General features: G+C 67.5%; 20 protein-coding genes and 1 pseudogene. 11 read left to right on the forward strand and 10 right to left on the reverse strand.

Translation table 11 applies throughout. The features are described 5' to 3' along the window. Positions 1–2 precede the first annotated feature (2 nt). Genes AKJ09_RS15605 through AKJ09_RS15615 form a run of 3 tightly spaced genes read left to right on the forward strand, consistent with a single transcriptional unit; the run spans position 3 to position 5,134 of the window. The gene (locus tag AKJ09_RS15605) at positions 3–1,724 is read left to right on the forward strand and encodes a serine/threonine-protein kinase (RefSeq protein ID WP_146647995.1); all 1,722 of its coding nucleotides are present in this window, start codon (positions 3–5) and stop codon (positions 1,722–1,724) included. Between the two features lie 42 nt (positions 1,725–1,766). Then, a complete protein-coding gene (locus AKJ09_RS15610) occupies positions 1,767–3,005 on the forward strand; it encodes a PEGA domain-containing protein (RefSeq protein ID WP_146647996.1) in 1,239 nt (412 codons plus the stop codon). An 8-nt stretch (positions 3,006–3,013) separates the two neighbouring features. Further along, the gene (locus tag AKJ09_RS15615) at positions 3,014–5,134 is read left to right on the forward strand and encodes a hypothetical protein (protein ID WP_146647997.1); all 2,121 of its coding nucleotides are present in this window, start codon (positions 3,014–3,016) and stop codon (positions 5,132–5,134) included. 92 nt (positions 5,135–5,226) lie between these two features. Here the strand turns inward: AKJ09_RS15615 and AKJ09_RS15620 are convergent, their stop codons facing one another. The 3 genes from AKJ09_RS15620 to AKJ09_RS15630 all read right to left on the reverse strand — a co-directional run bounded on the left by AKJ09_RS15620 (position 5,227) and on the right by AKJ09_RS15630 (position 9,320). Then, positions 5,227–6,963, reverse strand: coding sequence for a PEGA domain-containing protein (locus tag AKJ09_RS15620; RefSeq protein ID WP_169927562.1), 1,737 nt, complete (start codon positions 6,961–6,963; stop codon positions 5,227–5,229). Positions 6,964–7,100: 137 nt separating this feature from the next. Beyond that, entirely contained in the window at positions 7,101–8,300 is a 1,200-nt protein-coding gene (locus AKJ09_RS15625) for a KamA family radical SAM protein (protein ID WP_240488489.1), read from the reverse strand. A 27-nt stretch (positions 8,301–8,327) separates the two neighbouring features. After that, entirely contained in the window at positions 8,328–9,320 is a 993-nt protein-coding gene (locus AKJ09_RS15630) for a peptidylprolyl isomerase (protein WP_146648000.1), read from the reverse strand. Between the two features lie 164 nt (positions 9,321–9,484). Between AKJ09_RS15630 and pyrH the strand changes: the two genes are divergently transcribed. After that, positions 9,485–10,279, forward strand: coding sequence for a UMP kinase (pyrH, locus tag AKJ09_RS15635; protein ID WP_146648001.1), 795 nt, complete (start codon positions 9,485–9,487; stop codon positions 10,277–10,279). A gap of 166 nt (positions 10,280–10,445) precedes the next feature. Here the strand turns inward: pyrH and AKJ09_RS15640 are convergent, their stop codons facing one another. From AKJ09_RS15640 to AKJ09_RS15660, 5 genes are all read right to left on the reverse strand, one after another. Next, complete coding sequence (locus AKJ09_RS15640; protein ID WP_169927563.1) at positions 10,446–11,390, reverse strand: serine/threonine-protein kinase; 945 nt, start codon at positions 11,388–11,390, stop codon at positions 10,446–10,448. 186 nt (positions 11,391–11,576) lie between these two features. Continuing rightward, positions 11,577–12,968 carry a DUF4388 domain-containing protein gene (locus AKJ09_RS15645; RefSeq protein ID WP_146648003.1) on the reverse strand — a complete coding sequence of 464 codons (1,392 nt, stop codon included), beginning with the start codon at positions 12,966–12,968 and terminating at the stop codon, positions 11,577–11,579. Between the two features lie 20 nt (positions 12,969–12,988). Then, positions 12,989–14,686: a nucleotidyl cyclase domain-containing protein gene (locus AKJ09_RS15650; RefSeq protein WP_146648004.1), complete on the reverse strand. Its 1,698-nt coding sequence runs from the start codon at positions 14,684–14,686 to the stop codon at positions 12,989–12,991. Further along, positions 14,683–15,498, reverse strand: coding sequence for a diaminopimelate epimerase (dapF, locus tag AKJ09_RS15655; RefSeq protein ID WP_146648005.1), 816 nt, complete (start codon positions 15,496–15,498; stop codon positions 14,683–14,685). The genes AKJ09_RS15650 and dapF overlap by 4 nt, the downstream gene beginning before the upstream one ends. Before the next feature lie 84 nt (positions 15,499–15,582). Next, positions 15,583–15,879 carry a DUF167 domain-containing protein gene (locus AKJ09_RS15660; RefSeq protein WP_146648006.1) on the reverse strand — a complete coding sequence of 99 codons (297 nt, stop codon included), beginning with the start codon at positions 15,877–15,879 and terminating at the stop codon, positions 15,583–15,585. Positions 15,880–16,000: 121 nt separating this feature from the next. Here AKJ09_RS15660 and AKJ09_RS15665 point away from each other — a divergent pair. From AKJ09_RS15665 to AKJ09_RS15680, 4 genes and pseudogenes are all read left to right on the forward strand, one after another. Next, positions 16,001–16,495 (forward strand): annotated as a pseudogene (locus AKJ09_RS15665) (chorismate synthase); the annotation flags it as partial. After that, the gene (gene aroB, locus AKJ09_RS15670) at positions 16,492–18,087 is read left to right on the forward strand and encodes a 3-dehydroquinate synthase (protein WP_146648007.1); all 1,596 of its coding nucleotides are present in this window, start codon (positions 16,492–16,494) and stop codon (positions 18,085–18,087) included. The pseudogene AKJ09_RS15665 and the gene aroB, both read left to right, overlap by 4 nt. 174 nt (positions 18,088–18,261) lie before the next feature. Further along, complete coding sequence (locus AKJ09_RS15675; RefSeq protein WP_146648008.1) at positions 18,262–19,023, forward strand: hypothetical protein; 762 nt, start codon at positions 18,262–18,264, stop codon at positions 19,021–19,023. Positions 19,024–19,102: 79 nt separating this feature from the next. Next, positions 19,103–19,681, forward strand: a complete 579-nt coding sequence (locus tag AKJ09_RS15680; RefSeq protein ID WP_146648009.1) for a hypothetical protein — start codon at positions 19,103–19,105, stop codon at positions 19,679–19,681. 79 nt (positions 19,682–19,760) lie between these two features. Here the strand turns inward: AKJ09_RS15680 and AKJ09_RS15685 are convergent, their stop codons facing one another. Then, positions 19,761–20,057 carry a cell division protein ZapA gene (locus tag AKJ09_RS15685; RefSeq protein WP_169927564.1) on the reverse strand — a complete coding sequence of 99 codons (297 nt, stop codon included), beginning with the start codon at positions 20,055–20,057 and terminating at the stop codon, positions 19,761–19,763. A gap of 216 nt (positions 20,058–20,273) precedes the next feature. Here AKJ09_RS15685 and AKJ09_RS15690 point away from each other — a divergent pair, with 216 nt between their 5' ends. Both AKJ09_RS15690 and bioD read left to right on the forward strand, forming a co-directional pair. After that, entirely contained in the window at positions 20,274–21,419 is a 1,146-nt protein-coding gene (locus AKJ09_RS15690) for an aminotransferase class I/II-fold pyridoxal phosphate-dependent enzyme (RefSeq protein ID WP_146648011.1), read from the forward strand. Next, positions 21,416–22,120, forward strand: a complete 705-nt coding sequence (bioD, locus tag AKJ09_RS15695; protein WP_146648012.1) for an ATP-dependent dethiobiotin synthetase BioD — start codon at positions 21,416–21,418, stop codon at positions 22,118–22,120. The genes AKJ09_RS15690 and bioD overlap by 4 nt, the downstream gene beginning before the upstream one ends. A gap of 65 nt (positions 22,121–22,185) precedes the next feature. Here bioD and AKJ09_RS15700 read toward each other — a convergent pair whose 3' ends face one another. Beyond that, a complete protein-coding gene (locus AKJ09_RS15700; protein ID WP_240488491.1) occupies positions 22,186–22,830 on the reverse strand; it encodes an ABC transporter ATP-binding protein in 645 nt (214 codons plus the stop codon). A 199-nt stretch (positions 22,831–23,029) separates the two neighbouring features. Between AKJ09_RS15700 and AKJ09_RS15705 the strand changes: the two genes are divergently transcribed. After that, positions 23,030–23,992 carry an AAA family ATPase gene (locus AKJ09_RS15705; protein ID WP_146648013.1) on the forward strand — a complete coding sequence of 321 codons (963 nt, stop codon included), beginning with the start codon at positions 23,030–23,032 and terminating at the stop codon, positions 23,990–23,992. Positions 23,993–23,994 lie beyond the last annotated feature (2 nt).

The raw sequence follows: 23,994 nt of genomic DNA on the forward strand, positions 1-23,994 counted from the left end.
GCATGACACCTATCACCTTGCCCAGTCCGTACCCTGCGCCCGGTGAAGTCATCGACGGCAAGTACCAGATCGAAAGGATCCTCGGCGAGGGTGGGATGGGGTGCGTCGCGCGGGCGTACCACATGCTTCTTCGCGCTCCGGTCGCGCTCAAGTTCATGAACCCGCAGTTCATGACCTTCCCCGGCGCCGTCGAGCGCTTCATCAACGAGGGGATCGCTAGCAAGAAGATCCGGAGCGACCACGTCGTGCCCGTCGACGACGTCGGCAAGCTCCCCTCGGGCGCGCCGTATCTCGTCATGCCCTGCCTCGAAGGCATGGACCTCGCCGACCAGCTCGCGCGCGATGGCGAGCCCGGCTTGCCCGTGCCGCGCGCGGTGCACTTCACGCTCCAGATCCTCCGTGGACTGCAGGCGGCACACGCGAACGGCATCATTCATCGCGACATGAAGCCGTCGAACTGCTTCGTGGTGAAGCACGACGGCGAGCGCGACTTCGTGAAGATCCTGGACTTCGGGATCAGCAAGGTCGTCCAGCCGGGAAGCGCATCGCTCACGCAGACGAACTCGGCGCTCGGTACGCCGCTCTACATGTCGCCCGAGCAAGCGCGCAGCCCGCGCGACGTCGACTCCCGTTCGGACCTCTATTCGGTAGGCGTCATCCTCTACGAGCTTCTGACGGGCAGGACGCCCTTCTTCTCGGACAGCGGAGAGTTCACCGAGATCCTCTTCAAGCTGTTCACAGCCGACGCGCCGCCGATCAAAGAGTCACGCCCGGACCTCGACGACGCCCTCGCGGCCGCCGTCCACAAGGCGCTCACGCGCGATCCGAAAGATCGCTTCGCGACGGCCCTCGAGATGGCCGAAGCCATCGCGCCCTTCGCCGACGATCGCTCGGGGCAAGTCGTCACGCGCATGCGAGGCTTCACGCCGGAGCACGTGCTGTCGATCCCGCCACCGGCGGACATGCCGCTTTTGCCTTCGCTCGTCGCGTTCTCGAAGCTCGATGCGCGGCCCGCAACGGACGTGATGGCCGATCGGCCCACGACCGACGTGGTGCAGGGCCCGGCGGTGACCGAACTCTTGCCGGTGAAGATCCCGGGCGCGCCGGGCATTCCGCAGGTCACGCAGATCCTCGAGCAGCAGCAGCAGGCCGCCGCCGACAGGAGCTCGTCGATTCCCGCGGCGACGCCCGAAACTCGCGCACGTCCCGAAGATGCGGGCGCACGCACGCAGCTGGCCGTCGCCAAGACCCAGGCCCTTCCCGTCGCTCCCGCCGCCCACGCGCGCGTGGCAATCCCTGGCGCGCAGACCGATCTCGGCGCCTCGACCGACATCGCGCCCGAAGCGCCGGAAGCGTCCCCCGAGCCGCCCTCGAAGCGCTCTCCAATGACGTTCGCAATGCTCGGACTCGGGCTCATGGCCGTCCTCGGCACGGGCCTGCTCGTCGCGTCGCAGACCAGCAAGACGAAGGCTTCGCACCCGACGGACGTTCCGACCGCGAGCGAAACCCTTCCGGTCGCGACCGCGCCGTCGGCGACCGTCAGCGCTCCGGCCGTCACGGCAAGCGCGTCCGCAGCTCAGCCCGCTGCGAGCGAAGCGCCGGCAGCAAGCGCCTCCGCTCCCGCCGCGAGCGCCTCGGCAAAGACGAAGACTCCCTCGAAACCCGCCAACGGTCCACGCGCGCCAGGCCCGGTCGACGCGCTCGACATCGGCATCCACCACTGATCACGCAGTACGACGATCACGACAGCGAGAAGAACCAGATCCATGCTCGACGCGCTCACGGACAACCGCAGGGGCGGACACGCACGACGAGGCATCGCGCTCGTCCTGAGCCTTTCGCTGGTCGCCCCGACCGTCATGGTCGTGAACCCGACCGTCGCGCACGCGCAGCCGAAGCGCCCGAAGTCGGTGGGCGATCTCTTGACCGGCGAGGCGAAGAAGCAGTGGGACACGGCCATCGCCCTCGCCTCGCGCAACCAGTGGGACGGCGCCCGCGCAGCCTTTTTGCAGGCCTACGAGCTCTCGAAGAACCCGCGCGTCCTCTTCAACGTGGGCGTCGCCGAAAAGAACCTCGGCCACTACCCGCAGGCCATCGACTACTTCAAGCGTGAGCTCGCCGAGGGCAAGGGCCAGCTCGCGCCCGACGAGGAAGCCGAGATATCGACGGCCATCGTAGGCCTCGAGAAGTACGTCATGACGATCGCGATCGACGTGTCGGAGCCCGGCGCGAAGGTCTACGTCGACGACATCGAGGTGGGCAGCTCGCCCATCAAGCATCCGGTGACGGTGGCCATCGGCAGCCACCGTATCCGCGCGAGCAAGGCCGGCTCGGTCGATGCGCAGGCCTACGTCGACGGCAAGGAGCGCAATCCGGCCGTCTCGCTCAAGCTCGAATCGAACGTCAAGACGACGCGCGTGAACGTCAACGTCATCGGCCCGAAGAGCGCTCTCATCAAGATCGACGGGCGCGAAGTCGGCACCGCAACCTCTTCGCAGCCCTACTCGGGCGTGACCGAGGTGCGCCCCGATCCGCACGAGTTCAGCGCCGAGGCGCCCGACTACGTCACGTCGCGACAGGTCGCCATCGCGCGCGACGGCGAGCCGATCAACATCACGTTGCAGCTCTCCCAGGAGCAGTCGAAGGGCAAGCTCCTCGTCACCACACAGCCTGCCGGCGCGACCATCGAGATCGACGGCAAGCCGATGGGCGCTTCGAAGTGGGAAGGCCCCGTCGACGCGGGTACCCACCAGATCGTCGTCAAGAAGTCCGGCTACTACCAGTGGAGCTACGACGTCGAGGTGCCGAGAGGCGCCGAGCGTACGGTCTCCGCCTCGCTGAACGAGGATCGCAATACGAGCTTCGTGCCGTGGCTCATCGGCACCGTGCTCGTCGTCGGCGCGAGCGCCGCGGCGATCTACTTCGTGACGCGACCGAAAGACGAAGAACCCGTCCGCGGGACTTTGCCGCCCTTCACCGTCGGTACGCCGTCGGTCCGCTTTTGAGGTACCCAATGCTGCTCCGCAAACACAACGTTTTCGCGCTCGGAACGGCTCTTGTCCTCGGAACCGTTTGGTCAGGCTGCGAGGCCACCAAACAAACGGAATACGTCGCCGGCGTCTCGACGCAGGTGCAGGTTCCTCGCGATCTGAAGACCATCCGGGTCGACGTGAGTGTCGGAGGCGTCGGCAAGTTCTGTCGCGCGTACCGCGTCTACGACGGCCGTGTGCAGCTGCCGCGCAGCCTGGGCTCGTTCCCCACCACCGACAACAACCTCGGTGAGCCCATCACGGTCACCGTCGTCGGCTTCACGGACGACGTCGGCGATCCGGCGCGCTCGGCCGAATACGATTGCTTCAAGGCGATCAACGTCGGCGACAACGCGCGCATCCTGCGTCGTAGCCGCCAGCCCTACGTGAAGGACGAGATCCTCTTCCTTCCGATGGCCCTCAAGTACTCGTGCTTCGACAAGGACTGCGAGACGAGCGGTCAGGACCGCACGTGCAAGGCGGGTCGATGTGTCGATGCCGCGACCGACCAGACGAAGCTCCCCAAGTTCAGCGAAGACCTCGTCGACGGGACGGGCGGCGCGTGCTTCCACGCGAGCGATTGCTTCGCCTCCGCGGTCCCGGCCGTGGTCGTCGATTCGAACGACTGCACGTACGCCCTCCCCAACACGCCGAGCTCACCTCCGCAGGTCGAAGGGGCTCCGCCGAATCCGATCACCACGGTGGGCGACGGCGTCAACGTCGAGGTCACCTACGACGGTGGCTACACGCGCGAGATCCTCGACAAGGACGAGGCCGAAGGGTTCATCATTCCCGACGGGACGAAGCCGCAGCGCTTCCGCCTCGCCGCTGGCCTTTGCGACATGGTCAAAGGCATCGATCCGGACGGCAACCCGACGAAGCACCGCATCACTGCGGTTCGCGCCACCGGACTCTGCCAGGCGAAGTCGCAGCTTCAGCCGCTCTGCGCCGCCGATCAGCTCGCGGCCATGGGTGCCGACGGGAACGGCGTGTCGTCGAACCCCGACGCGCCGAGTGCATGCAACCCCGTCGAGCTCAAGCCGCCGAAAGCGGTCCTGATGGTCCTCGCGGACGACACCCACAACAGCGACCTCTTCTACACGCAGGCCGGTCAGGCCACGGTCGGACTGTCGCTCAGCGATCCGGCATTCTCGAAGACCGAGATCGGTCTCGAGCTCTTCCCGGGCAACGGGCTCTCGGGCGGCGCGTGCGGACCGGCCGGGTCGTTCTCGCCGGCCGTCACGCCGCGCATCGCGAGCCAGGCCAAAGCCGATGTTCAAGCCGCCTTCGAGCAGCGCGATCCGACGAAGGCCGGTAACGAGGGCGCGCTCAAGCCGCTCGACACGCCCGTGCTCCTCGACGGCGCGCTCGGTGACGCCTACACGCTGCTCGGTAGCCCGCAGTACGCGGACTACTTCCGCCGAGCCGTGCTCGTCCTCGGTAACCGCGGCTTCGATTCGAACACGTGTGCGGGCAACAAGACTCCGGCCGATCGCGCCGCCGCGGCCCACGCCGCGAGCAAGATCGACACGTACGTCCTCATGCTCGCGCGCGACAACCAGCTGCCGGTGGATACGTTTCTGCCGGGCGTGAACGAGCTCGCCGTCGCCGGTGGAACCGACTTCGCGTACGACGCTCGCTCTGCCAAGTCGAACGCGCAAGATGCCTTCCAGCGCATCGTGAACGACCTCGCAACGTGCGTGTACGACGTGGCTTCGGCGGCCGAGCGTCCAGCAGCCGGTCAGAGCCTCAGCTACTCCGACCCCGTTGCGGGCAGCACGGTCGTCCTGCCGTTCAATGCATCCTGCAACAGTCAGACGGCCAACGTTTCGGGCTGGGGTGTCGACCCGACGAACGACAAGCGCGTCTACATCTGTGGCGATTCGTGCAGCGGCTACCGAAGCGTCGTTCGGACGGCCTCGCTCTACGCGGCGCAGAACTTCCAGCCCGCGCTTGCCGTCCCCGTCTTCGCTCACAAGCAGGGCTGCGCGCCGGTCGCCTCGGGCACGCAACCGAGCGGCGGAAGCAATGGGAATGACGCCGGCACGAACACCGACGCGAGCGTGAGCTCCGATTCCGGCGCGGACGCCGGCGACGGCGGCTGAGCGCCAGCGTCAACGACGAGGCGCAGTCGTGTGAGCTCAGGCCCTCACGACTGCGCGCTCACGAGTGCGCGTTACGAGTGCGCGCTCACGAATCAGGGGCCGAACATCACGCCGATGAAGGGCCCGATGAAGATCTGCGTGCCGGTCGCGAGCTCGTACGACGGCGTGGTGAGGCCGCTCGGTCCGAGGCGCCGTGAGCCGTCCTCCGGCGTCGTTGGAATCGCATTGAAGGCACGCGGGCTTTCGACGAGCAGCGCGGCGCCGACCGCCAAGGCGGTCGTGGGCGTGAAGCGCCATTGGATGGTGGGCTCGAGCGAAACGACCGGCGACACGTAGCTCTGAGCGTCGGGCACGAAGACGTCGCGGACCTGCGCGTTCGACGCGAGCGTGGTGTCGCGGTCGAGGAACATGGCGCGGTACGAGAGACCGACGCCACCGGCGACGCTGAAGCGGATCTTCTCGCTCTGGAACGTCAGGCGCACGCGCGCGATGGCGAAACCACCGACGCGACGCACCTTGAAGTCCTCGGTGCGCGCCGGGTCGGGACCGATGCCCGGATCGACGCTCGACGCGTTCCAGACGAGCGTAGGCGCCGAGCTGTCGTACTGCGCACCGGCGTAGAGCTCCACGCCGACCGGGTCCCAGTGGTATCCGAAGAAGCCGGCCAGTCCGGCGCCGCTTCCACTCCCCTCGCCGCTGCACGACGCGAGCTCGACGGGCCGATCGCTCGCCTCGCAGGTCTTCTGCATCGAGCTCTTCATGCCACCGATGAGAACGGTCCCGAGCAAGCCCACGCCGCCGTAGATGCCCTCGACGCGGCGACCTTCTTTCACGACGGGGCCCGTCTCGATCTTCGAGTTGAGCGTCATCGTGACGGAGACGGCCTTGTTCTCCTTGTCTTTGAGATCGATCGGCTCTTCGTACGTGTCGTAGCCCTCGCGCGTGATGCGGATCGCGTGAGGGCCCGACGGAATGTCCGCGAGGAACGTGCCTTCGCCGACGAGCTTACCGTCGAGGTAGATGATGCCCTTGCCGTCGCTCGTCGCCACCTTGAGCGTGGCCGTGGTCGACGACGCAATGAGCTCGACGTCGCGCGTCTTGCCTCGCTCGACCTCGACCTTCTCGGGAGCCGCCGCCATTTGCGAGCTCCGGCCGTCGACCGTGTGCTGGCCCGCTTCGACCTCGCCCGACCACGGGGCCTCGCCCATGTCGACGCCGTCGACGAGAACGCGAATCGGCTTGCCGTTCTTCTCGCGCACCGAGAGTCGTCCCTTGCTCGACACCGCTTCGAGCTTCGCCGTGACGGTGACGGCGCCGTTGGCCGTGACGCTCGGAGCCTGATCGACGGGCGCAAAGCCCTCCTTCGTGATCCGCACGCGATGAGGACCGACCGAGACACGAATCGGCGCTGCGAGGGGCGCCGTGCCAACCGGCTTGTCGTCGATCGTGATCTGCGCGCCAGGCTCCGACGACGAGACCGCGATGGTCCCCGTGCGCTCTCCGAGTTCCTTGAGGCGCGTTTCGGCGAGCGTCTTCTTCGCCTTCGGCGCCGACGCTCCGTACTTCTTCAGGTACTCGTCGTACGCCGCATGGGCCTCGGCATCTTGCTTGAGCTGGAAGTGCGCGTTGGCGAGGCCTTCGAGCGCGTCGGCGCTCGGCTGCGCCTTGTTGGCGGCGTCGAACTCGATGAGCGCCTTGCTCCAGTCCTTGGCCTGCGCGGCCTTGGTCCCTGCCGTGAGGTGCGTCTTGGCTTCCGTCGCATTCGGGGCGCTTTGGCCGAACGCCGACGCCGGCACGAGCGTCACGCTCTCCACCGCAAGAGCCGCCACGAAAGTTAGCGGGACAACCCGGCGCGGGAGACGAGCAATCGAGCTGAAAAGGCGCGACATCGCCGCCCCAGGCTACATCAGAAAGCTCGGCCGCCGCGGCGCAAAACCGCCTTGTTTCGAGGCCTGGGCGGGTCGGACTAGACGCTGGCGCGGGCCGGAGGATCGACGTACGCGACCTCCTCGCCTCGGAACGTCCGAAGCACCGTCGTGCCGTCGTGTTTCGAGACGACCCAGTCCGGCGAGAGAGGCACCTTCCCTTTGCCGCCCGGGGTATCGCAGATGAGCTTGGGAAGCGCGATGCTCGTGAGTCGCCCCTGCAAGCGCTCCATGATCTCGATGCCCTTCGAGAGCGGCGTTCGCAGGTGACCCGTGCCCCGAACCGGGTCGGCCTGGAGCAGGTAGTACGGACGAACGCGGGCCCGAATGAGCCCTCGATAGAGCGTCTCGAGCACATCGGCATCGTCGTTGATGCCTGCGAGGAGCACGCTCTGGTTCATCACCGGGAAGCCCGCATCGGCCAGGCGCTCGCACGCCGCGATCGAGTCGCGCGAGAGCTCCTTGGGGTGATTGAAGTGCGTCATCACCCAGATCGGGTGGTGCTTGCGCAGCGTGCGTACGAGCTCGCTCGTGATGCGCATCGGCAGCGTGACCGGAACGCGCGTCGCGAGGCGGATGGTTTCGACCGTGGGGATCTGGCGAATGCGCGTGAGCAGCCGGTCGATGCGCTCGGTCGCCATGGCGAGAGGATCCCCTCCGCTGACGATGACGTCGCGAACCTCGGGATGCGCCGCGATGTAGGCGAACGCGGGCTCGAGCCGTTCGAGCGAGACGGGCCCGCCGCCGTCGCCGACCATGCGCGAGCGCGTACAGAAACGGCAGTACACCGCGCAGCGATCGGTCGCGAGAAGGAGAACGCGATCCGGATAGCGCTGCACCAGGTGCGGCGCGACCTCGTGCGCAACTTCGCCGAGCGGGTCGGCCAGGTCGCCGGGAACGGTGTCGCCCTCTTCGATCCGCGGCACGCACTGCAGTCGAACCGGGCACCGCGGATCGTGAGGATCGCACAGCGAGAGGTAGTACGGCGTGATCGCGAGCGGCAGGCCTTCGAGCTCGGCGCGACGCGCGCCCTCGAGCTCTTCGGGCGTCAGCGAGAGGGCCTTCGAGAGGTCTTCGACCGTACGCACCGATTCGCGCAGCTGGCCAGGCCAGTCACGCGGCCCCTTGCCGAGTTTGCCCGATTTTCCAGACTTACGCGGCTTGCGCGACGCGCGTTCGCTCTCATCGCGAACGTCGCGACCTCGACGCAAAAGGGACGGCGGAGAGACCAATGCTGCCACGTAAAACCTCTCGTCTCGCAGGAGCGCTCAGTGGGCGCCTGCATCCTTCGGACCGCCCGTGTTCGGCGCGCCCGCGTCATCGGTGTCGACCTTCACGGTCGCGAGTGCCGCTTCGTCGACCTCGACCTTCACGCTCTTGCGGAGGTCGGCGATGAGCTCGTCTTCCTTGGCGCGAAGCTTGTCCTGCGCGAGCTTCACGCGGATTGCGCGCTCGGATTCTTCGTAGGTTCGCTCGTGCGGCGCGAGCTTCTGCGTCAGGCGCACGACGTAGAACTTCCCTGCGGCCGGAACGACCTTGTCGGCGACGCCACCGATCTCGGGAATCGTGTACGCCGCGGCGCGCACGGGCTCGGGAACGCGCGTGTTCTCTCCGCGCGGATCCCCCGGCGGCGAGACGATGCCGAGGTCGCCAGCAAGATCGACAGGGACGTTGGCGCGTGCCTGCGGATCGATCGACTTCTGGCGGACGAGCTCTCCCCACTGCGTGGGCCCTTCGGCCTTCTTCGCCGCCGCGAGCGTCGCCTGCGCTTGGGCGTCGTCTTTCAGGACGATGACCGCCAAGCGACGGCGCTCGGGATCCTTGTAATCTGCACGATGCGCTTCGAAGTACGCCCGGACCTCGCTCTCCGGAACGTCGGCCGGGGAGGGCGCGCCCTTGCGAGCTTCGGCGAGCATCGCATCGCGCAAGATGGCGCGGAGCTCCTGCTGAGCGAGCGGATCCTTGTCGTAGCCCTTCGCCGTGGCTTCCTTGGCGAGGAGCTCGACGTTGATCATCTCCTCGAGCAGCTCTTTGCGGCGCTCGGGCGACTGGTAACGGAGACGATCGAACGGGTCCATGTGCTCGAGGGCAGCCGCGTAGTCACCGAGGGTGATGGTCTCATCGCCGATCTTGGCGATGGGCTTCTGCGCCTGCTCGGGGGTCAGCGTCGTCTGCTGGGCCGCGTTGCCCGCGTCGACCGAACCTTCGCCGGCCCCGCGGTCGCATCCCTTACAGCCGCCCAAGGCAGAGGCCGCAAGCACCAGCGCGCCTGCGAGTAGCCCGAGCCGCCCACACTCAAGGACGAGCTGAGACGCGCGCTCTCCGCGGGCTGAAATGCGAAAAGATCGGCCTTTCACGGCCGCGAAAGCTAGCACCGTGCCCGCCTCCCTTGCACGCACAGCGTGCCGCGACTATTGACGGGCCCATGCGAGATTCGCGTTCCGCTGGCTCGGGCCCTCTCTCCGGACCTCGGCTCGACACGGTGGCCCCGCCCGCTCGCCATCCGAACCTCCGCTATCGTCGAATCGTCCTCAAGCTGAGCGGCGAGGCCCTTTGTGGCTCGACCGGCGGCTTCGGCATTCAGCCCGAGGTGCTTCGCACGACGGCTGCGGAACTGGCGGACGTGTACGCGGCCGGAGTCCAGGTCGGCATCGTCGTCGGCGGCGGTAACATCTTCCGAGGCCTCAAGGGCGCCAGCGCAGGCATGGACCGCGCGCAGAGCGACTACATGGGCATGCTCGCGACGGTGATCAACTCGCTCGCGCTGCAAGACGCCCTCGAAAAAGAAGGCGTTCCCACCCGCGTTCAGACGGCGATCGACATCCGCCAGATTGCCGAGCCGTACATCCGCCGTCGCGCCATCCGCCACTTCGAGAAGGGCCGCTTCGTCATCTTCGCGGCGGGCACGGGCAACCCGTACTTCTCGACGGACACGGCCGCGGCCCTCCGCGCGATGGAAATCCACGCCGAGGCGCTCTTCAAGGCGACGAAGGTCGAAGGGATCTACGACAAGGACCCCGTCTCGAACCCCGACGCCACGATGTACAAGAAGATGACGTTCGATCGCTTCATCAACGATCGTATCGGCGTCATGGACGCGACCGCCGCCACGCTCTGCCGCGACAACAACATGCCCATCCGCGTGTTCAAGCTGACGGAGCCGGGCAACATCAAGCGCGTCGTCTTCGGCGAGCAAATCGGCACGACCGTCGAGAAGTAGCGTCGAAAGTAGCCGGCTCGAGACATCCCTCTGCCGGCTCGACGGACTCTCACCAGAGAGCTCCGCCTTAGGATCGAGTCGAACGATTAAGGCCGCGGAAGCTTCGAGCATCCGCGGCTTTTTCGTGCTCGCTTCGTCCTCGCGTGATTCACGAGTCGGAGCGCGATCAGCGCACGTTGAGCTGACGGGTCGTCGCGTCGAGATCGGCGAGATCGGTGAACGGCGAGACCGTCCGGATCGTCTCCGACGCAATCGCGCGGTGTGCACGCTGGCGGCGCAGCGACGTGCGAGCCTCGAGCAGATCGTGCAGGAACTCTCCAGCCGTCGCGTAGCGTGCACGAGGATCGCGCTCGGTGGCGCGGACGATGACGCGCTCGAGCGCGAACGGGATGTTCGGGTCGATCGAACGAAGCGGCGGAATCTTCTTGGTAAGCACGGCCACGAGCACCGAGCGCGGGTCGCTCCCCTGGAAGGCGCGCGTTCCCGAGAGAGCCTCGTAGAGCATGATGCCCACCGAGTAGAGGTCGACGCGCTGATCGAAGTCGCGGCGTCCGCCCGCCTGCTCGGGCGACATGTACTCGGGCGTCCCGACGACGGTGCCCGCGACGGTGAGCGTGCGGTCGTCGAGCGGAATGCTCGCGGTGCCGCGGCACATTCCGAAGTCGAGAATCTTCACCGTGAACGGCCCGGTCTCTTGCGGGACGATGAACACGTTCTCGGGCTTCATGTCCCGGTGGAGCACGCCGAGATCGTGCGCGGCCTCGAGGCCGGAGAGCATCTGCACGCCGAGCTCGATGCAATCTTCGGGGTCCATCCGACGAAGACGCGCGAGGCGAGCGCGGAGGGTCTCTCCGTAGAGGCGCTCCATCACGAGAAACGGCGAGCCGTCTTCGTGGCGTCCGGCGTCGAGCACGGGGCAAACGTTCGGGTGCAGGATGCGCGCGGCAAGGCGAGCTTCGCGCGCGAGGCGCTCGGCGGGGGCGGCGTCGCGCCCCTTCTGGTGGAGGACCTTGATGGCCACCACGCGACGGTGAACGAGATCGACTGCCTCATGGACCGTCGCACATCCACCGCGGGCAATCTCACCCCGGAGCTCGTACCGACCCGCCACGATGGGCAGCGAGTGAGGCCGTTCCGAGTAATGGCTCCTAGCGGCGGAGTGCATATCACTTGACTTTGCAACGCCCATACCGGGCCCCCTCCCCTGAAAATCAGGCAAAACCCGCAAAATTCGGGCTGGATTGCAGACGCCCCGGGTCATCGGGGAGCCGGCGACTGACCCCCGAACGATCCAGGGTCAGGCGCTGACGGCGCCCTCGGCTTCGAGGGCCGACTTGATGAGGCTCGCCACCTGAATTGCGCTCGTCTCCTCGAATGCGCCGAAGATCGCCCGCGCATCGAGGATAGGAACACTCACGCTCGTACATGCTTCTTCGAGCGACTGCGACGCTGCTTCGTCGAGACGAACGAGCACGGCAGCACCCGCGAGAGCGAGCGGCCAGAGCGGTGCATAGACGGGAACGAGGGGAAGCGCGACCACGTCGAGCTCGACGCCATCGCCGAGCTTCATCGTCGCGATCGCATACGGAACCGGCACGGTAGGAATCGGCTCTTGGGGCACGAACGCGTCGGCGAGCGACATGACCGTGTGTCCGAAGACCGCGAGCCGCGCAGGCGTCGCCGCGAACACGAGTCGCGCGGGGCCGGCATATCCCGGCAACTTCGAACGGGCGGCGGCCGCACGAACGAGGTGAAGCTGGTCGGCACCGCAGAGCTGCACGCGAGCTTCACTCGCATGGAGGCTCCGGATCCGGCCTTGTTCGTGGAGGCGAAGCACCGACTCGATGAGGGCACCATCCGTCTCGGGCAACTCGTCGAGCAGCTCGTCGAGCCCGGCCGGAACGCGCAGGCGCGTGAGCACGTGACCGTCGATGTCGGGCACGTCTTCGACCATCGCTCCCTCGACCGAGAGAAGGATGCTCGTCGCGAGCTGACCGGCGCGCTCGCGAAGCGCCGCCGCGCGCGCGTACTGCTCGCGAGCCTCGGCCACGAGCGCACGCGTGCCCACGTGAATGCGACGCATGATGGCCGGCGCGCCGGGCGTGAACGTGGCCGTTCCATCGGGCAGACCGATCATCCGGCAGAGCGCCTTTTTGCCTTCGAGGCGCACGAACACGGCGTCGACGACGTCGCCATCGACGAGCCGCACTTCACCCGAACCGCTCGGCGTCGTGATGGTGAGGGTCCCCGAACGGCGCTCGGTGGCGAGCAGAACGAGGAGATCTCCCAGTGCTCCATGGTCGAGCGAGTGCGCCGACGGAACGAAGCTCGGCGTCGGCGGGCGCTCCGAGGAGCGCGAGAACGACTGGATGCGCAGGACGATCGAGTCGATGTCGTGCCGAGGAACGCGAAGGTCGCCCGTGGCATCGCCGTCGACGAGCACGAGCATCGGAGGAACATCGGGCAGCTCGATGCTCATCGCGTCGAGCACGCCCATGGCACCGTCGTCGGGTTCGGCCACGTTCCTCGCGGCGAGGACCACGTCGTAACCGCCGGTCTTCGCGCGCTCGCACGCCATCTGCGATCCGTTCGCGAGAGACACTCGGATGCCTCGCTCTCGCAGCTGCCCAGCGAGAGACGACAGCGAGTCGACGTCCTGGTCGACGAGCAAAACTCGGCTAGAGGGCATGGGTGATCCTCGAGGGGAGCTCAGCCTGCACGCGATCCTCCCATGGCCAACATCTGACGTCCGAGGACGTCGGCAAGGAGCGGGTCGGCCGCGTGCACGCCGCGAAAGCGCTCACCCACGACGCGACCACAACACACCCAATGCCCATGTTCGGCCTCGACCACGATGGCCTCGACGTCGGAGCAACCCGCCTCGCCACGTACGTCGAGCACCTTCGGCGTCACGACCTGGCGAGCCGCGGCGGCCACACCGAGTCCGGGCTGTAGCGTGGTGAGCACGCTGGCCTCCCCTCCCCTCAGGGCTTCGCGACACGCGCGCCCGACGAGCGAGAACAGCGCCGTGCATGCAATGTCGAGCGGGTACGGAGAGCGCGGTCCGGCGTCGAGCATGGGGCGCGCGATGAGCGCATCCACCACCTCGCGCAGTCCCAAGCTATCGAGAGAGAGCGTGTGTACGGGCGAACGAGCATCGTCGTCGGCACGAACGCGCGCGGCCTTCACGAGGCGCTTGAGCGAGGTTCCGTCGTGAGGGAACGTCGCGACACCGATCGCGATCGGCGGCGCCTTGCTCCGAGGATCCTGCGTGCGAACGACGTTGCCCTTCGGGCGCGCGCGGCGCTCTCCGCTCAGGCGAGCAAGAATCCTGCGGCGACACGCGTGCGCCCCGATCCCGTTCGTTTCGGGGAGGAAGACGAGAAGATCCCCATCTTCGCTTCCGCACAGCGCGTCGGTGTTGCGGACGATGTCCGAGATCTCGAGGGTGGCTTCTTCACGGCGCCCTGGTCGGTCCCCGTCGGGCAGCGAGATGGCCAGAACCGCCGAGCGACGATCGTGACGGCCCGCGAGTGACAGCATGCGCTCCGCGACGCTACGGAACTGGCGAGACGAGAAGACCCGCACGCTCTCGTCGACGTGATCGTGCCTGTCGACGAGCGAAAGCATGGCTGCCGCGAGATCGGCGAGGTTCGAAAGCTCCCCCTCGTGGGCGGTGCTCGGCTGATCGAGGACGAGAAAACCGAGCTCCCCCGCGACCGTGACGAGCGGGAGCACGCGCGCGTGGCGGACTTGCACGAAGCGCGCGAGATCGGCGGGCGCCGACGACGCAGGCCAATCGGCGGCGCTGCCGAGTGCGGCGAGACGAACGCGCTCGTTCTCTCCTCCACCGAACGTCGCGTACAATGCAACGCCCTTGGCGCCACTCAGCTGGGCGACTCCGTCGACGATGGTTCGAACCGCATCGGACGGCGTGGCTCCGCGTGCGAAGCGAACCAGTCGGTCGTAGGTCTCGAGTCGCTTTCGTTCGCGTGCGAGCTTCTGTTCGAGGAGATTGACCTCGTTCCGTCGCTCGCTCTCGACCTTCACGTCGGAGAGTGCTCGTGCGATTGCGTCGCCCGTGGGCGGCGAAACCATGACGCCGGTTGCGCCAAGCGAGAGAGCTTCGGCTCCGCGATCGAGATCGTTCTTGTGAACGATGCCATGCACGACGAGGCCCGGGCTCAGGCTCGGGAGATGACTGCAGAGTGCAAGGGCAGCGCCGCCCTCGGCAGCCAGCTCCACGAACGCGACGTCCACGCGGTGGGACGACGCCGCAGAAACGGCGTGTTCGATGCTCGGAGCTCGCTCGAGCACGTCACCCTCTTCACCGACCACGTGCTCGATGGCGCGAGCGACGTCGGGATCGTCGACCAGAGCGATGACGCGGAGCGGCGATCGTTTCATCCGGGCGGGAGCTCCGTGAGTGTACCCGAGAAGACGTGGCGAGCAGGTCCACGCATGATGGCATGACCATCATCTCGTAGTTTGATGGAGAGCGGGCCGCCGGGCAGATTCACCGCCACCTCCTCGTTCACGGAGATGAGACCTTTTCTCACGCCGACGGCGACGGTCGCACACGCGCCGGTTCCGCAAGCCAGCGTGAGGCCGACGCCGCGTTCCCACACGACGAGGTCGACCGCGCCTTTGCGATAGACGGCGAACTCGACGTTGGTGCCGGCCGGAAAGCGCGAATGCGTTGCCACGCGAGGACCGACGGCGTCGATGTCTGCACGCGAGGCCGCGCGCGTGGTGATGACGTGCGGATTGCCTGCATCCGCCGGGGTGAAGGTCCAGGGCTCGCCATCGCCGAGGTCGAGCGTGATGTCGTCATCGACGCGGATGGGTCCCATGTCGACCGTCACGAGGCCCCGGCCATCGCGGTCGTCGATGAGACACGGCTTCTTCCCTGCATCGGTGTCGAAGAGGATCTCGCCCTCGGCAACGCCCTGCACGCGGGCGGCATAAAGGACCGCGCAACGAAGACCGTTGCCGCACATCTCCGGAACCGAGCCATCGGCGTTGATGACGCGCATGCGCCCCCGAGCTCCACTCGAGGTGGGGGGCAACAAGAGGAGGATGCCGTCTCCCCCGATTCCGAACCGGCGATCGCAAAGGGCTTTGGCAACCGCCGCGGGCACGGCGTCGTCACGATCGGCTTCGACGATGATGAAGTCGTTGCCCAGCCCTTCGTACTTGTGGAACGCGAAGGCCTCCATGAGACGAGCTAGCCTACCATGCTCACACGACGACCCGCACGGCGCCGTTCCTCAGTTCACACAAGAGAAGAGGAGCGAGCGCGGTCACGACTCCGTCGCACGGGTCAGCTTGAGAGCAATCTCGTCGGCCGAAAGACCGGTCACACTCAGCAGCTTCGTTCGTGATCCTTCCCCGCGAACGAACTGAATCTGGCGTTTGGCGACATCGAGCACCTTGGCGAGCGTGCGGACGAGCTCCTCATTCGCCGCGCCGTCGACCGGCGGTGCCGCGAGGCTGACCTCGACAGCGTCTCCTCGAATACCCACGATTCGGCTCTTCTTCGCACGCGGCTTGGCGTGGACTTCGATCCGAACGGCACCGTCTTTCTCCACGAGCTTCATCGGCGGGCTACCTCGAGCGACCACAGTCGCCTGACGACGTGGCACAGTACGCAGCCATGTCTCACTTTCGGTGGCTAACGGCGGGAGAATCGCACGGACCGCGCCTCGTAGCGATCATCGAGGCGTCCCGGCCGGGCTTCCCCTCCTCGCGAACGATCGCAAACTCGATGGCCGTCTCGCCCAGGCGCTGATGAGCATTCAAGCGATCAAGGGCGTCGAAATCGGTGACGGATTCCATGCGGCCGCCACGCGTGGTTCGAACGTGCACGACGCCATCCACTACGACGCGCGCAAGCTCACACGCCCCACCAACCGAGCAGGTGGACTCGAAGGCGGCATCACCAACGGCGAACCGGTCGTTTGCCGCGCGGCAATGAAACCCATCGCGCCCCTGAAGAAGGGGCTCCCCAGCGTGGACGTCCGGAGCAAGGAGCCGTTCGATGCCGCCTTCGAGCGAAGCGACATCTGCGCTGTCGCGGCGGCGTCGATTGTCGGCGAAGCCATGGTCGCCATCACCCTGGCCGACGCCCTGCTCGAGAAGTTCGCGGGCGATTCGGTCAAAGAGCTTTCACGCAACGTGAAGACCTATCTCGATCACATTTCGGAGTTCGAATGACCACGCTTCGCCGGCCTCTCGTTCTCAGCGGCTTCATGGCGACGGGCAAAAGCACCGTCGGCCGCATCGTCGCCGAAGAGCTCCGCGTTCCGTTCGTCGATCTCGACGAGCACATCGCGGCCCAGGCCGGCAAGTCGGTGCCCGAGCTTTTTGCGAGCGAGGGCGAAGGACGCTTTCGCGATCGGGAGGCGCTCGCCGCGACCCCGATGCTTCGGGACCAACTGCCGAGGGTCATCTCGTTCGGGGGCGGAACGATGACCGTCGAGGCGGTCCGTCACCTTGCTCTCGAACGAGCGACCGTCGTGACCCTGACGGCGCGAGCAGAGACGATCGTCTCGCGCGTGGAATTGCTTTCGGGGCGGCCGAACCTCGTCGCCCAATCGCCCATGCAGCGCGTGCGCGACCTCCTCGCCCTCCGCCGCGAGGTCTATGCCGAGTGCCACGCGCAGATCTCGACCGAGGGGCAGACCCCCGACGCGCTCGCGAAGCGCATCGTCTCCATCGCCACGCGCGACGGGCTCGCCATGCCCCTCGGCGGGCGCAGCTACACGGTCGAGATGGCGGACGGCGAACCGGAGCTCCTGACCGAAACGCTCCGCGAGCTTCGGCCCTCCTCTCTCCTGATCGTCACCGACTCGAACGTTCGAACTGCACGTGGCGCGTGGCTCGAGGCAGCCCTCCGTCCCCTCGGCGCCCTGCCGCGCTCGATCGTGGAAATCGTACCGGGCGAGCCCTCGAAGAACCTGAGCACGGTCTCCCGCATCTGGGACCACGCGCTCGCCGAGGGTGTCGACCGCGATGCCGTGGTGGTGGCGTTCGGCGGAGGCGTCGTCGGCGACCTCGCGGGCTTCGCGGCGTCGACGCTCTTGCGTGGTGTCCGATGCGTGCAGATTGCAACCACCTTACTTTCGATGGTGGACTCCTCGGTCGGCGGCAAGACGGGCTTCGACCACGTCGCTGGAAAGAACCTCATCGGGTCCTTCTTCCAACCGAACCGCGTCATCGTCGACCTCGAGCACCTTTCGACACTCCCCGCGAGGGAGCGTGCGGCGGGCCTCGCCGAGATCGTGAAGATTGCCTTGGTCGACGATGCCGAGCTGCTTCATGCGCTCGAGCGTGACGCGGAGCGACTCGCCAGCGGAGACCGCGCCGCGCTCCGCCCGATCGTGCGCGCTGCCATCCAGGCGAAGATTCGGATCGTGCGTGACGACGAGCGCGAGAGCGGCAAGCGCGCGCTTCTCAACTTGGGACACACCGTCGGTCACGCGCTCGAGGCCAACGGCGAGTACACGAGCCTGCTCCATGGAGAGGCCGTCGCCGTCGGGACTGTCCTCGAGATGAGAGCGACCGCTCGACTCGGACTCACGCCGGCCGACCTTCCGTCGCGCGCCGAGGCGCTCTTGCGAAGGTTGGGTCTTCCGGTGTCGTCGTCGGCGACCGAGGTCGAGGCGGCGTGGCCGTTCGTCCTCTCCGACAAGAAGCGTGCGGCCTCCTCGATGCGACTTCCCACCGTGACGGGTGTGGGGCGCGGCGAGGTCATCACGCTCACCATCGACGCACTGCGCGACGCCGTCCTCGCGACCTGCTCCTGACCGCATTCGAGAAGCGGCGACCGACGCCGTCCAAGTTCGCGATGGCCCGTCCCAGCCTCGCCGACCACACCAGCGTCTTTTAGGGACCCCGCTCTCTGAGCCGCACACCTCGGCGGAGCGAAGAAGGCGAGAACTTGGCGGTCACTCGCGCCGCCAGTTACCCTTTTCCTCAACATGAAACGGATTTGGGGCCACCTCGTCTCCTTGCTTGGTCTCGCCCTCGTCGGGAGCGCCGCCTTCCCGGCGTGCGCGACGAACGATCAGTCGATCTTCATCCGAGGCGCGCTCGCCCCGTCGACGAACCGACAGAACAACGTCTGCATCTACACCGACGACCCGTCCCAGGCCGAACTCTTCGAGGGCTCCGTCGATCTCGGCATCCGTGACGACTACTTCGGCATCCTGCTCATCGGCAACCAGATGACGCCCCGCGCCGACAACTTGAACAACCGAGCGGAGAGCAACCGCATTCACATCGACGGTGCCGTCGTTCAGGTGACGAACCCCGACGGGTCGCTCATCCGCGAGTTCACGTCGACCGCGACCGGCTTTGCCGACCCGTCGAGCAACAGCGCCCCCGACTACGGCACCATCGGCGTCACCCTCATCGACGCTCCGACCAAAGCGGCGCTGCTCCCGCTCCTCCCGAACCGCACCGCGTCGAAGATGGTGGTCGCCAAGGTCAAGGCGTTCGGCCGTACGCTCGGCGGCCTCGACCTCGAGAGCGGCGAGTTCCAGTTCCCCATCTCCGTTTGCAACGGATGTCTCGTCGACTTCTCGACGGGCACCGACCCGGCCCAGCCGCTCCCGAACTGCCGCAAGGCGCTCGACGCGGCGGCCGGCGGTACGGCCCTGCCTTGCTTCGTTGGACAGGACGAGCGCACGCCCTGCCAGTTGTGCCAGGGTCGTCCGGTGTGTGACCCGGCGACGCCCTGAGGCTTCGCAAGAGAACGTTCGCGAGACGCCGCGCGCCGTTGCCGTGCGGCGTTCTCGTTTTGTGGAGAGGCTGACGTCGATGAAGCACCCCCGATCGTTTCGCGTTTGGCCCCGGCTCGTGTTGCCGGTGCTCGTCGCGTCGTTGGCATTGCTCTCCCCCACCCTCGCGTCTGCCGACCCCCAGATGAGCGCCGCGCTCACGACCGGCCTCGCCTTCACCGACCTGCGCGCGGACAACGCTCCTCGTTACGCCTACCACCTCGGTGGACGCTTCGACGTGCTGCTCCTCCGGCAAGGCCCTCGGGACATGGCCCTCGGTCCGTACGTCGACGTGGCGACCGAGGCCTTCGACACCTTCCAGGCAGGCGGTGGACTCGAGTGGCTCGTCCCTGCCGGAGCCACCGCCTTCATCTTCTCCGGCGGTGGCTTCGGCCGGACGAGTCGCTTCGGTTGGCAGCCGGGCGTCGAGGCCACCATCTTCTGGGGCTCCCGCAGCTACAACTATCACTCCACCTACGGCCTCGGGGTTGGGCTCTTCGCCCAGGGCCGCTACGGCTTCGGCGACGGGAAGCAGACCGACGCCATCGTGGGCGTCCAGGTCGACCTCGCCTACTTCGCTCTCCCCTTCGTCTTCCTCTACGAGGCCGTCCGCCACTGAGGGAGCACCGGCCCAGGTCGCTCGCTCCTTGTAGCCCCGCGCTCTGGCGGCCTCCTCAGGCCGAACCGCGGCGAGCCGCTCAGGTGTCCGAGTTGGTATCCAGGGCGTGGTCGATGCGGACCAGGACCCGGCGGAGCATGTCCCGGGCGCGGCGCTCGAGCGACACACGGCGAGCCCTCTCCTCTTCCAGTTCATGCGCGAGGGCGATCGCCGCCAGGAGCACCGACTGGGAGGTCGCGATCTTTCCTCGCGGCGTGATCTCTTCGACCTTCGCGCTCACGGTTTGAGCGAGGCGCTGCAGCTCCTCCTCACTGGCGGAGCTGACGACCTTGTAGCTCTGCCCGGCAACACGGAGCTGAACGGCGCGAGGACCCATGGCCGGCGAAGCTAACACGCGCCCCATCGCCGAGCACGAGCCACGCTTCACCTTCCTCCGGCATCGGTGGTTCGTCTCGGCTCTTTCGACGCCGTGCTATGGCGCCCGACGTCTTCTCCTTCTCGCGGTTGGCCCTATCGCCTTCCGACAGGGAAGCGCACCAAGGCGCCTCTCTCCGTCCCCCTCCTCTCGGATCTGTTTCACGTGAAACACCCCATGCACTCCCCCTCCTCGAACCCGCTGGCGCACCTCGCCGAGGAGCTCGCCGAGCTCCAACGTCAGGGCCTCCATCGACGACCTCTCGAGCCCCGCTCTCCCAGCGACCGCTCCTTCTGCTCGAACGACTACCTCGGGCTCGCGGGCAACCCCTCCCCTCCCGCTCCGAGTGGCACAGGGTCATCTCGCCTGGTGGCCGGGGAGCGTGACGAACATCAGCGGCTGGAGCGTGCCTTGGCCGAGTGGCTCGGCATGGAGTCCGCCCTCCTCTTCACGAGCGGCTATGCGGCGAACGTCGGGGCGGTCGGCGCGCTTGCCCGGCCGGGGGACCTCCTCGTCAGTGACGCGCTGAACCACGCCTCTCTGATCGACGGCGCCCGCCTCTCCCGCGCCAGGGTGGCGGTCACGCCCCACCTCGACCTCGGCGCCATCGACCGCGAGCTCGCGAACCGCACCGAGCGGCGCGCCCTGGTGGTGGTCGAGAGCTACTACAGCATGGACGCAGACAGCCCCGACCTCGCCGCCCTCCGGGCCATCTGCGATGCCCGAGGGGCCGCTCTCTACGTCGACGACGCGCACGCCATCGGAGTGCTCGGTCCATCGGGGAGAGGTCTCTGCGCCGCGGCCGGCATCCAACCCGACATCCTCGTCGGGACCCTCGGCAAGTCGCTCGGCTCCCAGGGAGCGTTCGTGACGGGCCGGGCCGTCCTCCGCGACTGGCTCTGGAACCGGGCCCGCACCTTCGTCTTCTCGACCGGCCTAGCGCCGACGGCTGCGGCCGCCGCGCTGAAGAACCTCGAGCTCATCGTCCGTGACCCCTCGCTCGGGCACCGCGTGCTCTTCCTGACCGAGAGACTTCGGACCGGGCTCTCGGGCGTCCTCGCGGACCTCGGACGAAGCGACCTCCGCCTGCTCGGCTTCGGGCACATCGTCCCCCTCGTCGTCGGCGAGGCCCAGGCGGCCGTCACCCTCGCCGAGCACCTCAAGGAGGACGGCATCCACGTGCAGGCCATCCGGCCCCCCACGGTTGCCCCCGGCACATCGCGCCTCCGCTGGACCCTCAGTGCGAGCCACTCGGACGAAGACATCGACGCGGCCGTCGCCTCCTTCCGTCGCGCCCTCCTCGACCTCGCGAGGAACGCATGAGCCGCGCTCCGCTCGTCGTCGTCTCGGGCACCGGCACCGAGATAGGGAAGACCCATCTCTCGGCCTCTCTCCTCGGAGCCTGGCGCCGACACCTCGAGCGCCTCGGTCACCCGCACGCGCTCCTCGCCGGCCTCAAGCCCATCGAGAGCGGCGTCCCCGAAGGGGCGGCCGAAGGTGCCGACGGCGAGATCCTTGGACGCCTGTCCACGTTTCACGTGAAACGTTACCGCTCCCCCTACCTGCTCGTCCGTCCGGTTTCACCCCACCTCGCAGCCAGGGCCGAGGGCCTCACGCTCGAGCCCGAGGTCGTCCTCCGATGGGTCGAGGAGATCCGTGTGCAGGTGGACGGCGCGCTCGTCGAGCTGCCGGGAGGACTCTTCTCTCCCCTCGGCCCCGGTCTGACGAACGCCGACCTCGCGCGAGAGCTCCGCCCCGACGCGCTCATCCTCATCGCCCCCGATCGCCTTGGCGTGCTCCACGACATCGCCACCACGGTCCGGGCGGCCCGCGGCGCCGGACTTCATCCGGCGGGCATCCTTCTCTCGACACCCGATGTCCACGATGCCTCGACAGGCGCGAACGCGCCCGAGGTCCCCCTCGTCACCGACGTCCCCGTCCTGGCCACGCTCCCTCGCGCGCCCATCGACGAGCTCGCCCAGAGCGCGGAGCTCGCCGCTGTCATCGCGGCGCTCCTCCCCTGAGACGGCGCTCCTCTGAACGGAGGGACCGCTGTCCAGGCACTGCCCGCCAGCGGCCCCGCATCCGTTCAGCCCTCGACGATTCGCCCCCGCTCGAGGGAGAGCCAGTCGTCCCCGGCGCTCTTCGCGAACGGCTCGTCGTGGGTCACGACCACGACGATGGCTCCGCGGGCACTCTCGGCGCGCACCACCTCGCGAAGCCGCTCGACCCCCGCCGCATCGAGCCCCGTGGTCGGCTCGTCCAGGAGGAGTAAGCCGGGCTTCTGGACGAGAGCCCGAGCGAGCGCGACACGCTGGCGCTGACCACGCGAGTACGTGCGGAAGGGTCGCTCGGCGAAAGCGCCGAGGTCGAAGCGCTGGCGCGCCGCCTCGAAGGCGTGCGCTGGGTCGAGCCCGTGGAGCTTGGCGGAGAGCTCGATGTTCTCTCGCCCGGACAGATCGCCGTAGCAAAGCGAGTCGTGGCCCACCCACCCGAGGGCCGCACGCACCGCAGCACGCGTCTTGCCGAGCGAGCCGTGGGAGACGCGGCCGGAGGTCGGCCTCGTGAGCGTCCCCACGATGGAGAGGAGAGTCGACTTCCCCGACCCATTCGGACCGAGGACCATCGTGACGCGCCCGGCCTCGAACCGCGCACTCACGGACACGAGCGCGCGGACGGGACCGTACGTCTTGGTAACCGAGCGAAGCTCCACACGCGCCGAGTCGTCAGGCACGGACGCACACTGCCGCGGTCCGGCGCGGCGGACAAGATCGCTGCCGAAGGTCGTCATCCCCAAGGCCCGGAAACGAACACGCGCAGCAAAATCAAGTTTTCGGCAGGCCCTTCGAACCGCCGCCTGCGGACAAGGTGGGAAAGGGCGTCTCCCTGTCCGAAAACGTTGGCCTGCAGAACTCCGTGCTATTCTCGAGCCCATGACCGCAGCCGCCGCGCTCCTCGGCGAGGAGCTCCCGCTGATCCACAAGCTGCGGCAGGCCGTGGAAGGAGCGCTCGAAGGCAAACAGGAGGCGGTGGAGCTTTCGCTCGTCGCGCTCCTCGCCCGCGGGCACCTTCTGATCGAAGACGTTCCCGGCGTCGGCAAGACCACCCTCGCTCGCGCCCTGGCTCGTGCGGTCGGTGGCGAGCTGCGTCGAGTGCAGTTTACAAGCGACCTGCTGCCGAGCGACGTGGTCGGAGTCTCCGTCTACGACCAACGCAACGCCGAGTTCGTTCTGCGCCAGGGACCCATCTTCGCGAACGTCCTGCTCGCGGACGAGATCAACCGGGCGAGCCCCCGTACCCAGTCCGCCCTCCTCGAGGGAATGAACGAAGCTCAGGTCTCCATCGACGGACAGACGATCCCGCTTCCGGATCCGTTCTTCGTCATCGCCACGCAGAACCCTCAGGACTTCGCCGGAACGTTCCCCCTCCCCGAGTCGCAGCTCGACCGCTTCATCCTCCGGCTTCGGATCGGGTACCCGCCTCCTCAAGTAGAGATGAGGCTCTTGCTCGACGGACACTCGGACACCGCTCGAGACGTCCCTGTCATTCTCGACCCGCAACGGCTCGTGGCCCTCCAGCGCCAGGTCGACCGCGTCGTCCTCGACAACTCGCTCCTCAGCTACCTGCACGCGATCGTCAACGCGACGCGCACCTCCCCTGCCCTGTCGCTCGGCGCGTCGACACGCGGAGCGATGTCCCTCGGCAAGGCGGCCCGTGCTCGGGCCCTCGTTCGCGGTCGGAGCTACTGCATCGCGGACGACATCCACGATCTCGCCGTTCCGGTCCTCGCCCACCGCATTCGGTTGGCCACACAGGCCGACGGCTTCATGCCTTCACGCGACGAAGCGGAGAGCGCCGTGCGTGACCTCGTCGCGCGCGTGCCCATTCCGCTCTGAGG

It is taken from the genome of Labilithrix luteola (genome assembly GCF_001263205.1).
Taxonomy (GTDB): Bacteria; Myxococcota_A; Polyangia; order Polyangiales; family Polyangiaceae; genus Labilithrix; species Labilithrix luteola.

Coding starts and splice junctions, on each gene's coding strand:
- AKJ09_RS15610 (WP_146647996.1), top strand. CDS start 1,767: ATGCTCGACGCGCTCACGGACAACCGCAGGGGCGGACACGCACGACGA.
- AKJ09_RS15705 (WP_146648013.1), top strand. CDS start 23,030: ATGACCGCAGCCGCCGCGCTCCTCGGCGAGGAGCTCCCGCTGATCCAC.
- AKJ09_RS15605 (WP_146647995.1), top strand. CDS start 3: ATGACACCTATCACCTTGCCCAGTCCGTACCCTGCGCCCGGTGAAGTC.
- AKJ09_RS15675 (WP_146648008.1), top strand. CDS start 18,262: ATGAAACGGATTTGGGGCCACCTCGTCTCCTTGCTTGGTCTCGCCCTC.
- AKJ09_RS15680 (WP_146648009.1), top strand. CDS start 19,103: ATGAAGCACCCCCGATCGTTTCGCGTTTGGCCCCGGCTCGTGTTGCCG.
- AKJ09_RS15615 (WP_146647997.1), top strand. CDS start 3,014: ATGCTGCTCCGCAAACACAACGTTTTCGCGCTCGGAACGGCTCTTGTC.
- pyrH (WP_146648001.1), top strand. CDS start 9,485: ATGCGAGATTCGCGTTCCGCTGGCTCGGGCCCTCTCTCCGGACCTCGG.
- AKJ09_RS15645 (WP_146648003.1), bottom strand. CDS start 12,968: ATGCCCTCTAGCCGAGTTTTGCTCGTCGACCAGGACGTCGACTCGCTG.
- dapF (WP_146648005.1), bottom strand. CDS start 15,498: ATGGAGGCCTTCGCGTTCCACAAGTACGAAGGGCTGGGCAACGACTTC.
- AKJ09_RS15690 (WP_146648011.1), top strand. CDS start 20,274: ATGCACTCCCCCTCCTCGAACCCGCTGGCGCACCTCGCCGAGGAGCTC.
- AKJ09_RS15650 (WP_146648004.1), bottom strand. CDS start 14,686: ATGAAACGATCGCCGCTCCGCGTCATCGCTCTGGTCGACGATCCCGAC.
- aroB (WP_146648007.1), top strand. CDS start 16,492: ATGACCACGCTTCGCCGGCCTCTCGTTCTCAGCGGCTTCATGGCGACG.
- AKJ09_RS15660 (WP_146648006.1), bottom strand. CDS start 15,879: ATGAAGCTCGTGGAGAAAGACGGTGCCGTTCGGATCGAAGTCCACGCC.
- bioD (WP_146648012.1), top strand. CDS start 21,416: ATGAGCCGCGCTCCGCTCGTCGTCGTCTCGGGCACCGGCACCGAGATA.
- AKJ09_RS15685 (WP_169927564.1), bottom strand. CDS start 20,057: ATGGGTCCTCGCGCCGTTCAGCTCCGTGTTGCCGGGCAGAGCTACAAG.